The organism is Grimontia celer (genome assembly GCF_900055185.1).
GTDB classification, from domain to species: domain Bacteria; phylum Pseudomonadota; class Gammaproteobacteria; order Enterobacterales; family Vibrionaceae; genus Enterovibrio; species Enterovibrio celer.
The window spans coordinates 1-14,811 of sequence record NZ_FIZX01000001.1; the positions used below are offsets into that span (position 1 = coordinate 1).

10 protein-coding genes are annotated in these 14,811 nt (G+C 51.1%); 8 read left to right on the forward strand and 2 right to left on the reverse strand.

The features are described from left to right. A partial coding sequence (locus GCE9029_RS00005; protein WP_157487754.1) for a retention module-containing protein occupies window positions 1-3,829 on the reverse strand: 3,829 nt, incomplete at its 3' end. Between the two features lie 449 nt (window positions 3,830-4,278). On the opposite strand from GCE9029_RS00005, the gene prfC reads away from it, so the two are divergent. From prfC to deoD, 7 genes are all read left to right on the forward strand, one after another. Beyond that, entirely contained in the window at window positions 4,279-5,868 is a 1,590-nt protein-coding gene (gene prfC, locus GCE9029_RS00010; protein ID WP_062660501.1) for a peptide chain release factor 3, read from the forward strand. A gap of 86 nt (window positions 5,869-5,954) precedes the next feature. Next, the gene (locus GCE9029_RS00015; protein ID WP_062660502.1) at window positions 5,955-6,722 is read left to right on the forward strand and encodes a TatD family hydrolase; all 768 of its coding nucleotides are present in this window, start codon (window positions 5,955-5,957) and stop codon (window positions 6,720-6,722) included. A gap of 201 nt (window positions 6,723-6,923) precedes the next feature. Then, a complete protein-coding gene (locus tag GCE9029_RS00020) occupies window positions 6,924-8,162 on the forward strand; it encodes a NupC/NupG family nucleoside CNT transporter (RefSeq protein ID WP_062660503.1) in 1,239 nt (412 codons plus the stop codon). 519 nt (window positions 8,163-8,681) lie between these two features. Continuing rightward, window positions 8,682-9,455, forward strand: a complete 774-nt coding sequence (deoC, locus tag GCE9029_RS00025) for a deoxyribose-phosphate aldolase (RefSeq protein ID WP_062663073.1) — start codon at window positions 8,682-8,684, stop codon at window positions 9,453-9,455. Between the two features lie 68 nt (window positions 9,456-9,523). Then, entirely contained in the window at window positions 9,524-10,855 is a 1,332-nt protein-coding gene (gene deoA, locus GCE9029_RS00030) for a thymidine phosphorylase (RefSeq protein WP_062660504.1), read from the forward strand. 10 nt (window positions 10,856-10,865) lie between these two features. After that, the gene (locus GCE9029_RS00035; protein WP_062660505.1) at window positions 10,866-12,086 is read left to right on the forward strand and encodes a phosphopentomutase; all 1,221 of its coding nucleotides are present in this window, start codon (window positions 10,866-10,868) and stop codon (window positions 12,084-12,086) included. A gap of 98 nt (window positions 12,087-12,184) precedes the next feature. Then, complete coding sequence (gene deoD, locus GCE9029_RS00040) at window positions 12,185-12,910, forward strand: purine-nucleoside phosphorylase (RefSeq protein ID WP_002538934.1); 726 nt, start codon at window positions 12,185-12,187, stop codon at window positions 12,908-12,910. A gap of 98 nt (window positions 12,911-13,008) precedes the next feature. On the opposite strand, the gene GCE9029_RS00045 is transcribed toward deoD, so the two are convergent. Beyond that, window positions 13,009-13,617 (reverse strand): YtjB family periplasmic protein, encoded by a 609-nt coding sequence (locus GCE9029_RS00045; RefSeq protein WP_062660506.1) that lies wholly within the window; start codon window positions 13,615-13,617, stop codon window positions 13,009-13,011. A 183-nt stretch (window positions 13,618-13,800) separates the two neighbouring features. Here GCE9029_RS00045 and serB point away from each other — a divergent pair, with 183 nt between their 5' ends. After that, complete coding sequence (gene serB, locus GCE9029_RS00050; protein WP_062660507.1) at window positions 13,801-14,766, forward strand: phosphoserine phosphatase; 966 nt, start codon at window positions 13,801-13,803, stop codon at window positions 14,764-14,766. Window positions 14,767-14,811: the final 45 nt, after the last annotated feature.

The following is a 14,811-nucleotide window of genomic DNA, read 5'->3' on the forward strand; positions in this document are numbered from 1 at the left end:
GACCGGTATCTTCCAGGATCGTGTTGTTGACACTGCCGTCAACCGTCACGGCTTCATACGTGTTCACGACGGTCCCGGCAATGTCACCCAAAGACACGGTGACGCTTTCCGTGCCTTCGGCGTAATAGTCATCGACCGCGGAGACCTCGAAGGCCTGACCCAGCGCGACCGTTTGGTGGGTGATACCCTGGGTGGTGACGTCGGTGTTGTTGCTGCCGGTACTGTCGTCACTCTCGGTGACCGAGACAGTGACCTGGCCTTTATCCTGATCTTTGAGGGTGACGGTGCCGTCGTCGTGGAAGGTGGCAAGGACTGTGCCCTGGGCATCGACAGGCAGCGCCATGTACTGGATGGTGTCGCTGTCAGGATCCCCTTCGGTCAGGGTCCCGTCAGTGGCCGGCATGACCTGACCGTCGCTGTTTATCATAAACAGCTTGATGGTCACGACATCCGCCTCGGCCTCATCATAAATCAGGGCATGGTCAGCAGCGTCGCCGGCCAGTGGCTTACCGTCGACCATCTGGGCTTCGGTGACGCTCTCAAAGCCGGTCTGCTGGATACCGGTGACCCCGACCACGACACTTTCATGGCGCTCACTGAGGTTGTCGTCTTTCACCGGGACGGTGATCACGTCGGACTGGCTGTTGCCGGCGTCAATGGTGAGGGTGTCAGGGAACGCAAACCCGTCATCAAAGTCAGCAGCAGTGGCATTACCGAGCAGCTTGAGGTCAACCGTGACACTGCCGTTGTCAGGCACGGTCACCGGGTCGCCGTGCTGGTCGACCAGCTTGATGGTGAAATGGATGCTGGCCCCGTCAGACTCTTCCACATCGTCAGACGCTTCCACGATGACATAGACGGTGTCGTCAGCGCCCGCAGGACCGGTATCTTCCAGGATCGTGTTGTTGACACTGCCGTCAACCGTCACGGCTTCATACGTGTTCACGACGGTCCCGGCAATGTCACCCAAAGACACGGTGACGCTTTCCGTGCCTTCGGCGTAATAATCATCGACCGCGGAGACCTCGAAGGCCTGACCCAGTGCGACCGTTTGGTGGGTGATACCCTGGGTGGTGACGTCGGTGTTGTTGCTGCCGGTACTGTCGTCACTCTCGGTGACCGAGACAGTGACCTGGCCTTTATCCTGATCTTTGAGGGTGACGGTGCCGTCGTCGTGGAAGGTGGCAAGGACTGTGCCCTGGGCATCGACAGGCAGCGCCATGTACTGGATGGTGTCGCTGTCAGGATCCCCTTCGGTCAGGGTCCCGTCAGTGGCCGGCATGACCTGACCGTCGCTGTTTATCATAAACAGCTTGATGGTCACGACATCCGCCTCGGCCTCATCATAAATCAGGGCATGGTCAGCAGCGTCGCCGGCCAGTGGCTTACCGTCGACCATCTGGGCTTCGGTGACGCTCTCAAAGCCGGTCTGCTGGATACCGGTGACCCCGACCACGACACTTTCATGGCGCTCACTGAGGTTGTCGTCTTTCACCGGGACGGTGATCACGTCGGACTGGCTGTTGCCGGCGTCAATGGTGAGGGTGTCAGGGAACGCAAACCCGTCATCAAAGTCAGCAGCAGTGGCATTACCGAGCAGCTTGAGGTCAACCGTGACACTGCCGTTGTCAGGCACGGTCACCGGGTCGCCGTGCTGGTCGACCAGCTTGATGGTGAAATGGATGCTGGCCCCGTCAGACTCTTCCACATCGTCAGACGCTTCCACGATGACATAGACGGTATTTATATCTCCGTCAGTCACGGTGTTGTTCACTGTACCTTGAGCCGTCACGGCCTCAAAGTTACCACCGGTATTGCTCGTAATGGTGACTTCCTCCAAGGCCTGAGTGCCTTGAGCGTATTCATCGTCCGGGCGAACATCAACGGTCACAGAGCCGGTGGTACTGCCGACTGCAATGGTCACGGTGTGCCCGTTAGACAGGGTGACGGAGAGCGGCTGGTCTTTGATCTCAGCATCTGCGGTTACGGTATAGGTAATGGAACTGCCTTCCGCAATGGCCTGCTCATCAGTGTTCGATGTCAGAGTCAGGGTGCTGACATCGCTGTCATCGGTGACAGTGACGCTCGTAGTTGCCTGGGTGTTCAGGCTTTCATAGTTCCCGCCTTCCGTTTTTGTGACAGAGAGGGTTTCGGTTGTGCTTCCCTGAGCGTAGACGTCATCACCACGTTGTGGGGTGTAATCGACGGTGGCCGAGGTTTCACCAGCTGGAATGATGACCACCTGCCCGTTGCTGAGGGTCGCGGTCAGATCCGTGCCTTGCGGGGCATTGTCGACACTGACGGTCAATTGCAGGGTGTCGCCTTCGTTTACAGTGTCGTTGCTTAGTGTCAGGGACAGGGTGCTGACATCGCTGTCATCGGTGACAGCGACGCTCGCAGTAGCCTGGGTGTTCAGGCTTTCATAGTTCCCGCCTTCGGTTTTTGTGACAGAGAGGGTTTCGGTAATGCTGCCCTGAACATAAAGATCATCACCACGTTGTGGGGTGTAATCGACGGTGACCGAGGTTTCACCAGCTGGAATGGTGACCACCTGCCCATTGCTCAGGGTCACGGTCAGCTCCGTGCCTTGCGGGGCATTGTCGACACTGACGGTCAAGTCAAGGGTACCGCCTTCGTTTACAGTATCGTTGCTTAGCGTCAGGGACAGGGTGCTGACATCGCTGTCGTCGTTTATTGTGACAGTCAAGTCTGCGGTGGCTTGGGTATCCAGGCTTTCATAGCTTCCACCTTCGGTCTTGGTGACCGCGAGGGTTTCGGTGGTGCTGCCCTGAACATAAAGGTCATCACTACGTTGCGGAGTGTAATCGACTGTGATTGAGGTCTGGTCTTTCGGGATGGTGACTAATTGGCCGTTGCTGAGGGTCACGGTCAGATCAGTGCCTAGCGGAGCATTGTCGACGGTTAGGGTCAGCTGAAGGGTGCCACCTTCATTGACGGTGTCGCTGCTTAGCGTCAGGGATAGGGTGCTGGCATCACTATTATCAACAACCGTATTCGTTACTGTGCCCTCAGGCGTCGAGCTATCAAAGCTGTTGTCTGAAATTTCCTCGATAGTAACGGTCAGCTCATCATTATCTTGTTTGTAGAGGTCATCTTCACGAACATTAACAACAACTGAGCCAGATGTTTCTCCAGTAGAGACGAGGATGGACGCCCCGTTGCTGAGAGTGACAGTAATATCTTCCTGGGTAGCTTGATCGACAGTAACGGTATAGGTGATCTGGCCGCCCTCGATGACATTTTCACCATCAGTAGAAGATGAAAGAGTAAAAGTCGCATCTATAGCTGGTGTAACTGGTGTTGTTGGTTCTGTGGTGTCTGGGCTGCCATCACCCTCAAATGCGGTTGAGTCATCGCTATCTTCTCGAACTTCACTAGCAGTAAGGACGCTTCTTTCTGCTGCTGCCGTGTCAAAACCTGCTTGAGCAATGGTTTCGTCACCTGCACGGCCAATAGATTGGAAACTCCATGAGCCTGCACCGGAAGCTGCGTTACCACCTGCAGCCGTTGCTTCCAGAACTTCAGTCGGGTCAACACCCTCTTCAATCAATGCCTGAATAGCAGCGATTTCATCGTCCAAAGGAGAGTCTAAAAAATCTTGTGCAGGTGAGTCTTGTTCACCAACTGGGAGCATTGAGCCGTCTTCGAGCGATAGAAGGGCATTTGCACCCTCAGGTAAAAAGATTTCAGTGCCAGCGTTTAGGTCTAAAACTTCTGCAATAGGGACGTCTTTCCCATTCACTTTGACGAATGCGTTGCCGTTTACTGAAATTACTTTTGCAGCCTGCTTGGTGATAATCGAATCCATGAATCTCTTCCTGCGAAAGGCTAATTTTGATTTGCAGTGTCAATAAAGACACATAAGTAACATTTATATTACTACGCAAAAAAATTAGTTATAAGACTTGACGTTAAAGTAGTTCGCCAAAAAAGTGACGCAAATTGTAAAAATCTTATATTTATCGACGCTAAGTATCTGAATGAAGATCAAAGCTTTATTGCAAATGGATGCGACTGAATTCAAAAAGTGACGTTGTGTTCTGATTTAAGCGTCATTAATTAGACACTTCAGGAACAGTAAATAGCGATTTATTTTTCGAAGCGAATTTTCTTTCTATCATTCCTAGCAAAGGATTTTTCGGGCTAGCGTTGAGTCTCAACCCGAGATCGTACAAAATACCCGCCGATTTGAATTCATCTACACTGCGTGCGGCTCAGTTTTTGCCAGCGCGCTGTTTAACGCGGAAAAGCTTAAGCATGTCAAACTCTCCACTTCAGCAAGAAGTCGGCAAGCGTCGTACGTTTGCGATTATCTCGCACCCGGATGCCGGTAAAACCACCATCACCGAAAAGGTGCTGTTATTCGGACGTGCGATCCAGACTGCCGGTACGGTAAAAGGCCGCGGCTCTAACCAGCACGCGAAGTCTGACTGGATGGAGATGGAAAAAGAACGTGGTATCTCGGTCACCACTTCCGTCATGCAGTTCCCGTTCAATGATTGTCTGGTTAACCTGCTTGATACCCCGGGACACGAAGACTTCTCAGAAGATACTTACCGCACCCTGACAGCGGTTGATTCATGCCTGATGGTTATTGATGCGGCGAAAGGTGTTGAGGATCGTACCCGTAAGTTGATGGAAGTTACCCGTCTGCGCGACACACCAATCGTCACTTTCATGAACAAACTTGACCGCGACATCCGTGACCCAATGGAGTTGATGGATGAAGTAGAAAGTGAGCTGAACATCGCGTGTGCGCCAGTATCCTGGCCAATTGGTTGTGGTAAAGAGTTCAAAGGCGTTTACCACATTCACCGTGATGAAACGATTCTGTACCAAACAGGTCAAGGGCATACCATCCAGGACTCACGCATTATTAAAGGTCTGGATAATCCAGAGCTGGATGAAGCTGTGGGTGAAAGCTTGGCAGAGCAACTGCGTGAAGAGCTTGAGCTGGTATTGGGCGCTTCGCATGAGTTCGATCAAGAACTGTTCCTGAGCGGCGAACTGACACCTGTGTTCTTCGGTACCGCACTGGGTAACTTTGGTGTTGACCACATGCTGGATGGTTTGACTGAGTGGGCACCTGCACCATTGCCACGTCAAACCCATGAACGTGCGGTTGAAGCGGGTGAAGAAAAGTTCTCTGGCTTCGTGTTCAAAATCCAGGCGAATATGGACCCTAAACACCGAGACCGTATCGCATTCATGCGTATCGTCTCTGGCAAGTACAGCCAGGGCATGAAGATGAAGCATGTGCGTACCGGTAAAATGGTTTCAATCTCTGATGCGGTAACCTTTATGGCGGGTGATCGTGCCCGCGCAGCAGAAGCCTTTGCCGGTGACATCATTGGTCTTCATAACCACGGTACTATCCAGATTGGTGATACTTTCACGCAAGGTGAAGATCTCAAGTTCTCGGGTATTCCAAACTTTGCACCTGAGCTGTTCCGTCGTATCCGTCTGCGTGATCCACTGAAGCAAAAGCAATTGCTGAAAGGTCTGGTACAGCTGTCTGAAGAGGGTGCGGTACAGGTGTTCCGCCCAATGACATCCAATGACCTGATTGTTGGTGCGGTGGGTGTACTTCAGTTCGATGTGGTTGTTGCACGCTTGAAGTCTGAATACAACGTGGAAGCGATTTACGAGCCTGTTAACGTTGCGACAGCGCGCTGGGTGGAATGTGGCGATGCGAAGAAACTGGATGATTTCCAGCGCAAGAACCAAACCAACCTGGCATTGGATGGCGGTGACAACCTCACTTACATTGCGCCAACCATGGTCAATTTGAGCCTGACGCAAGAACGTCATCCTGATGTGAGCTTCCGTGCAACACGTGAGCACTAATCACAAGACGTAAAAGAAAGCCGCCCCGCAAGGCGGCTTTTTTGTATCCTCTATATATAGAAGTAGCCCACTGAGCCTTTGCTGCAATGATTGATACCCACTGCCATTTTGATTTCCCTCCGTTTGCTGACCACCCTGAAGATTGGGTGAGGCGCTCAGTAGCCGCTGGAGTAAACAGTCTTGTGGTACCCGCTGTAGCGACAGAAAACTGGGGTCAGGTAGCAGTATTGGCTGAAACATTTCCCGAAATCTCGTATGCAGTGGGATTACATCCTGTTTGGATGACATCGCATCAAGATGATGACATTCAGAAGCTGGATGCGTTTTTGGCTGACGCGCCGAAAGGATTGGTTGCCGTTGGTGAGTGTGGGCTGGATTTTGCGATAGAAAATGCCGACCCAGAGCGACAAAAATGGCTGTTGACGGAACAACTCCAGTTAGCTGAGAAATATCAGCTTCCTGTGATCCTTCACAGTCGTAAAGCGCACAACGAATTACTGCAAATTCTGAACGGTTTTCCGGCAGTGAAAGGGGTTTTGCATGCTTTTAGTGGCAGCGAGCAGGTTGGGCGTGAGTACATAAAGCGCGGTTTTCTTCTCGGGATTGGCGGCACCATCACTTACGAACGTGCTAACAAGACGCGAAATGCGCTGAAAAAGTTGCCACTTTCTTCTTTGGTTTTGGAGACAGATGCGCCCGATATGCCTGTTTTTGGCTTTCAAGGTGAGCCCAATTTGCCGGAGAGATTACCACTGATTGCCCACGCTTTAGCCACCCTAAAAGAGGTCGATGTCGGGGAAATTATTCACGCTACCACACAAAACTCGACAGCATGCTTTGCGTTGAACGTCTAAAAGGCATCGTTTGCCCAAACGTTTGCGTCGTGCATAGCTCACAAAAATAGACCTCCATCACCTTTTTGAGTGAATTGCACCGAATTTTTCACTTCAAGTGTGACTTATGCATTCCTTTGGTCCCCAACCAATGCGTATAATCGCCGCCGGAATAACACTCCCAATTTGTCGAGACGCCAAGACTTTTTTAGGAACCCTTTTATGAGCCTGATTATGAGCATTGTAGGGATGGTTGTACTGCTGGGTATTGCAGTACTGCTATCTGACAACCGCAAAGCCATCAACCTACGTACTGTAGGTGGTGCATTTGCGATCCAGTTTATTCTGGGTGGTTTCATCCTGTTTGTCCCAGCGGGCCAAGCAATCCTGAACGGCATGTCTAATGCTGTACAGAACGTGATCAACTACGGTAAAGACGGTATCGGCTTCCTGTTCGGTAGCCTGGTTAACTTCTCTGTAGATGGTATCGGCTTTATCTTTGCGTTCCAGGTTCTGCCGACTGTTGTATTCTTCTCTGCGCTTATCAGCGTGCTTTACTACCTGGGTATCATGCAGTTTGTTATCCGCATTCTGGGTGGTGCGCTGCGCAAAGTACTGGGTACTTCTCACGCGGAATCAATGTCTGCGACTGCGAACATCTTCGTAGGTCAAACTGAAGCACCTCTGGTTGTACGTCCATACGTGCCAAAAATGACCCAGTCTGAACTGTTCGCAGTTATGTGTGGTGGTCTGGCATCTGTAGCGGGTGGTGTACTGGCTGGTTATGCAGCAATGGGTGTACCTCTGGAATACCTGATCGCAGCATCGTTCATGGCGGCACCTGGTGGTCTGTTGTTCGCGAAAATCATCAAGCCAGAAACTGAAGAGCCAATTGAGCAACTGGGTCAAGACGGCGACGAAGAAGAAGACAAGCCTGCAAACGTTATCGACGCAGCAGCGGGCGGTGCTTCGTCTGGTATGCAACTGGCGCTGAACATCGGTGCGATGCTGCTGGCATTCATCGGTCTGATTGCGCTGATCAACGGTATGCTGACTGGTATCGGCGGCTGGTTCGGTATTGAAGGTCTGACGCTGGAGTGGATTCTGGGTAAAGTCTTCGCACCACTGGCATTCCTGATTGGTGTTCCGTGGGCAGAAGCTGATATCGCTGGTTCATTCATCGGTCAGAAGATTGTTGTTAACGAATTCGTTGCATACCTGAACTTCACCCCAATCATTGGTGACCTGTCTGAGAAGACTGCAGCAATCATCTCGTTTGCTCTGTGTGGCTTCGCTAACTTGTCATCTATCGCAATCCTGCTGGGTGGTCTGGGTAGCATCGCGCCAACCCGTCGTCACGATATTGCACGCTTCGGTGTGAAAGCAGTATGTGCGGGTACTCTGTCTAACCTGATGAGTGCAACAATCGCTGGTTTCTTCCTGACTCTGGCTGCGCTGTAATCAGCAAGTAAAAGAGATTCGAAAACCGCCTCCCTGTGAGGCGGTTTTTTTATGCCTGTAGTTTGGCAAGCCCATTCGTCAGGAATAAGACACAGTGATGTGTTTTCGCCACTTATAGTGATGCCAGTGCCCTGAAAACTTCATCCGGTTTTGCACGCTTGGCAACAAAGTGTTTTTCAACAGAAACGGGTAACATCTAGTGCAACCAAGGGAAGATTGGTAAAATTGGTGAACGCTGTCAAAGTTTCAGAAGTGGTCTTTCACTAATTTCACTACTGTTTCACAGACAGCGGAAGGTGAAACATCAAACCTGCCCCAAAGTGTAAAAATTTGTAGCGCAATGGGACGGTTGGACACCCGGCAGAATGCCAAAGGGTGTGCGGCAACAAGGAATGTTGATTGGCGTTGAACATGCAGCGCGCCAAACTTCAAGGAGCCAAGTCCGCTCATCAGATTATGTCGAGCAGAACCTCGCATAGTTTGTTACTTGGTTTTGAATATTTACGACTGGAGAAAGTCATGAGCGATCTAAAAGCAGCAGCTCTTCGTGCCCTAAAACTGATGGATTTGACCACCCTGAACGACGACGACACAGATGCGAAAGTTATCGAACTGTGTAAGAGCGCGAAAACCTCAGTAGGTAACACTGCTGCTATCTGCATCTACCCACGTTTTATCCCTGTGGCGAAAAAACAACTTCGCGAGCAAGGCACACCTGAAATCAAAATCGCAACCGTGACTAACTTCCCACACGGTAACGACGACATCGAAATCGCAGTGGCTGAAACTAAAGCAGCTGTGGCTTACGGTGCTGATGAAGTTGACGTTGTTTTCCCATACCGCACACTAATCGCAGGTGATGAGAAAACCGGTTTTGAGCTGGTTAAACAATGTAAAGCTGCATGTGGTGACGTCACACTGAAAGTGATCATCGAAACGGGTGAGCTGAAAGAAGCAGCACTCATCAAGCGTGCATCTGAAATCTCTATCGAAGCGGGCGCAGACTTTATCAAGACTTCTACCGGTAAAGTGCCAGTAAACGCGACACCAGAATCAGCAGAAATCATGCTGACTGTGATCAAAGAGATGGGCGTCGCAGAAAAGGTTGGTTTCAAGCCTGCTGGCGGTGTACGCACTGCTGAAGATGCAGCGGAATACCTGGCGATGGCTGACCGTATACTGGGCGGCGAGTGGGCTGACAACACGCACTACCGTTTTGGTGCATCAAGCCTGCTGGCTAACCTGCTTCACACGCTGGGTGAAGGCGAAAAAGCGGCAGAAGGCGGCTACTAAGCACTTCTGTTGGGGGGCTGGCAATTTCGGCTCCCCCTGTTTTTGACACCCAGTACGTGAGGTCGATTATGTACCTTCCCCAAGAAATCATTCGGAAGAAGCGTGACAACATTGCGCTGACTTCTGAAGAAATTAATTTCTTTATCCAGGGCATTGCAAAAGAGACTGTTTCTGAAGGACAGATCGCAGCATTTGCCATGGCAGTGTACTTCAATGACATGACCATGGACGAGCGTGTCGCACTGACTTGCGCCATGCGTGACTCGGGCATGGTGATTGACTGGTCACACATGAATTTTGATGGCCCTATCGTCGATAAACACAGTACCGGCGGTGTGGGCGATGTGACCTCCCTGATGCTTGGCCCGATGGTGGCGGCATGTGGTGGTTACGTACCTATGATTTCAGGCCGTGGTCTGGGTCATACCGGTGGTACGCTGGACAAACTGGAAGCGATTCCGGGTTATAACATCACGCCGAACAACGATGTTTTCGGTAAGGTGACCAAAGAAGCAGGTGTGGCGATTATCGGCCAAACCGGTGATTTGGCACCGGCGGATAAGCGTGTATACGCAACCCGCGATGTGACAGCGACCGTCGACAATATTTCTCTGATCACTGCGTCTATCCTGTCGAAGAAACTGGCGGCAGGCCTAGAGTCTCTGGTGATGGATGTAAAAGTAGGCTCTGGCGCCTTTATGCCGACCTATGAGAAATCAGAAGAACTGGCGAAATCGATTGTGGCAGTTGCCAATGGTGCGGGTACCCGCACCAGCTCACTGCTCACCGACATGAATCAGGTATTGGCTTCAAGTGCAGGTAACGCACTGGAAGTGAAAGAAGCGGTTCAGTTTTTGACGGGCGAATACCGTAACCCTCGCCTGTATGCCGTTACTATGGCACTTTGTGCAGAAATGCTGACCATCAGTGGTCTGGCGAAAGACAAAGACGATGCCATGAACAAACTGCAAACCGTGCTGGATAACGGCAAGGCTGCAGAATGCTTCGGCAAAATGGTGGCGGGTTTGGGTGGTCCGCTCGATTTCGTTGAGAACTATAGTAAGTATCTGGCAGCGGCAAACGTAGTGAAACCTGTGTTTGCAAGCCGCGCTGGTTTTGTATCAGCGATGGACACCCGTGCGATTGGCATGGCAGTCGTCGGCCTCGGCGGTGGACGCTGTGTTGCCAGTGATACGATTGATTATTCAGTGGGCTTTAGCGATGTTATCCGTCTGGGTATGCAAGCTGACAGCGCCACGCCACTGGCGGTAGTAAATGCCAAGGATGAAGCTGCATGGCAACAAGCAGCTGCAGCACTTCAGGCGGCTATGCGCGTCGAAGACGAAGCGCCAGAAGCGACCCCTGAAGTTTACCGCCAGATTGGCCCACAAGACGTCTAAGGAGGCGATCATGAAACGCGCGATTATTTTGGTACTGGATTCCTTCGGGATCGGTGCAACCGAAGATGCTCACAAGTTTGGTGATGTGGGCGCGAATACACTGGGCTCTATCGCGAAAGCGTGTGCGGCAGGTAACGCGAACAATGATGACCGCCAAGGTCCACTGACGCTGCCAAATCTTAATGCATTGGGTTTGGGTAAAGCGTGTGAAGAGTCATCAGGCTATTTCCCTGAAGGTCTGGATGAAAACGTGGAAATCATCGGTGCTTATGGCCATGCGGCTGAGCTGTCTTCCGGTAAAGACACTCCTTCGGGCCACTGGGAAATTGCCGGTGTACCTGTACTGTTTGACTGGGGCTACTTCACTGATAAAGAAAACAGCTTCCCGAAAGAGCTGACTGACCGCATCCTTGAACGCGCAGGCTTGCCGGATTATCTGGGCAACTGTCATGCATCAGGCACGCAGATCCTTGACGATTTGGGTGAAGAGCACATGAAGACTGGCCTGCCAATCTTCTATACCTCTGCGGACTCGGTATTCCAAATCGCGTGTCATGAAGAAACCTTCGGTCTTGATCGTCTGTTGGAGCTTTGTCAGATCGCCCGCGAAGAGTTGGAAGACTACAACATTGGCCGGGTTATCGCGCGTCCGTTCATCGGCCCGGGTAAAGGCCAGTTTGAGCGTACCGGTAACCGCCGTGACTTGTCTGTTGAGCCGCCTTCAGCGACCGTGCTGCAAAAGCTGGTTGATGAGAAAGGTGGTGATGTTATGTCTATCGGTAAGATTGCAGATATCTACGCGCACGTTGGCATCACCAAGAAAGTGAAAGCGACCGGTTTGGAAGCCCTGTTCAACGCAACCAAAGACGCGATGAACCAAGAAGGTGACAACAGCATCATCTTCACCAACTTCGTGGATTTTGACTCTCACTATGGGCATCGTCGTAACGTGGCGGGCTATGCTGCTGCACTGGAGTATTTCGACAAGCGTTTGCCTGAGATCATCGAGATGCTCAAAGAAGACGATATCCTGATCCTGACCGCAGACCACGGCTGTGACCCAACTTGGGAAGGCACGGATCATACCCGCGAGCACATTCCTGTTCTGGTTTACGGTAAACATGTACCAGCAGGTTCGCTCGGTCGTCGTGAGACCTTCGCAGACATCGGCCAGACTCTGGCGAAGTACTTCGGTACTTCAGACATGGAATACGGAAAGTCTTTCCTGTAATTCCACACTAAATTCCGGTCGCAGCGCAGGCTATCAGCGAGTGCTGCGACCCGATTAGCATCGGTTGACGCCGAAATTTGATCAAAAGGAAATAGAAAATGGCAACTCCACATATCAATGCCGAAATGGGTGATTTTGCAGATGTAGTTCTGATGCCGGGCGACCCGCTGCGTGCTAAATACATTGCAGAAACCTTCCTGGAAGACGTTAAGCAAGTTTGTGATGTTCGCAACATGTTCGGTTTCACCGGTACTTACAAAGGCCGCAAGATCTCTGTTATGGGCCACGGTATGGGTATCCCATCATGCTCAATCTACGCGACTGAGCTGATCAAAGACTTCGGCGTGAAGAAAATCATTCGCGTAGGTAGCTGTGGTGCAGTTCGTGAAGACGTAAAACTGCGTGAAGTTATCATCGGTGTTGGCGCGTCTACTGATGCGAAAATCAACCGTACCCGTTTCAACGGCCACGATTTCGCAGCGATTGCAGACTTCGAGATGACCCGTAACGCGGTTGATGCAGCGAAAGCAAAAGGCATCAACGTACGTGTAGGTAACATCTTCTCTGCTGACTTGTTCTACTCTCCAGAACCAGATTTCTTCGACACCATGGCGAAGTACGGCATCCTGGGTGTGGAAATGGAAGCAGCGGGTATCTACGGTGTAGCAGCAGAATTCGGCGCGAAAGCACTGACTATCTGTACTGTGTCTGACCACATCAAGACCGGCGAGCAAACCACTTCTGACGAGCGTCAAACCACGTTCAACGAAATGATTGAAATCGCACTGGAATCTGTATTGCTGGGCGACGCGGAAGAAGCGTAAGTTCTGCTGACAGATGACGATGAAAAAGGATGGCTTAGGCCATCCTTTTTGTGTTCTGGGGAAAATTGCCGCTAGGACCTAAGCTGCTCTTCGCTCTGCTAGTCGTTGCTTTTCAAAAGGAACGTTGAACGCCACAAATCCTTACGGTTGGCAAAGGTGAAAATCAGTAGGGCACCAGTAGCAATGGCTACCAAAATCATGGCGCGTACCAGATTGATACTTTGTTCCAGACGGTTTGAAGCGGCTTTAATCACTTGCCCATGTTCGAGCGTAATACGCACAAAGCCTGATATATGGCCATCTTCGGCGATTGGCTCTACAAGTTGTTGCCTGCCAATACTGGCGACAGAAAGTGGCGTATTGAGGCCAGTCAGCTGTTCTAACGGCATTGCTCCTAGTGAGCTTGCTACCAAATTCCCTTTTACATCATAAACAGCTGCATCAAGGATCAGCGGTTCATTCTGTAGGTTAGTGACTAACTGCTGAACGGCTTCCATATCATCATTCGCGAGCGCTTTATTCACTGAAGCCGCAGCCTGCCGGAGAATAACGCGGGACAGAGACTCTGTTTGGTCGTAGAGCATTTTGTAATTGCGATTGTTCAGTTGGTTACTGTACATAAACAGCATCATTACTGTTGAAAAACAAGCAACTACAACAATAAACTGCCAAAGCCTTTTTAGGCGTTTTTTATTGATTTGAAGCATAAGCTGTCCAAGCTAAGGCGGTGTCCAACGTGTTACCGCAACAAATGGAGTGGTGAGAGCACTCACTGATTCAGTTTGCTGTTCTGACTGGAAAAAAGCAAGTTAGTGACAAGTACGCCCCCTGCTGTGATCTGCCGCACTCTTTGATATAGTAGGGACAACTGACTAAAAGGAATTTATGCAATGGATGCATTTTCAGCCTATCCGATCAAGAAACACGTTAAGCTGCTCAACCGTTTTCCTTCTATCCGAGAGTTTCGTCCTTCCGACAGCCGTCAGGCAGGATGGATTCTGTATGGCTTACATATAAGCCCAGGCTCTCTGGATGACCTTTCTTTTCTGCTTGGTGAGCCAGTATTTCCCCTGACAGGCTGGACTGTTGGACCATATGAAGTGCTGCTGATGCGCGGCGAGCTGACTCCAGAAGTGGTGCAGCTTTGCGATGCATTGGCATTGGATTGTGCTTCGCTTGAGAACATTCCTAATCTTTACGAACCGGGACTGGCGCTGTTCGACATGGACTCAACAGCGATTCAAATCGAGTGTATTGATGAAATCGCCAAATTGGCAGGTGTCGGCGAGCAAGTGGCAGAAGTGACGGAGCGTGCCATGCGCGGCGAACTCGATTTTGAAGAGAGTTTGCGCCAACGTGTCGCCACGCTGAAAGGCACGGACGTTTCTGTGCTTGAGCAAGTACGTGACAACATTCCTTACATGGCGGGTATGAAGCCACTGACGGCTTCTTTACAAGCACGTGGCTGGAAAGTCGCGATTGCATCCGGTGGTTTTACCTGGTTTTCGGACAAGCTTAAAGAAGACCTGTCGCTGGCCTATGCTGAGTCAAACCAACTGGTGATTGAGAACGGAAAACTGACGGGTGAAGTGGCAGGCTCAGTGGTGGATGCGCAGCGTAAAGCTGACATTCTCCGAGATCTGGCTGATCGCTATGAGCTTATGCCAGGCAATACAGTGGCAGTCGGAGATGGTGCCAATGATTTGGTCATGATGTCTGCCGCAGGTCTTGGTATTGCTTACCATGCTAAGCCAAAAGTGCAGCAGGCCGCTCAGGTGGCGATTCGTCATGCCGATTTGGGAGGCGTACTCTGTGTGTTGTCAGCCTCTTTGCTGCCTCAGCGCCTGAGCTGGTAAATTAAGCAAACCAAACCAAACAAGAAAAGGATGTCGAATGACATC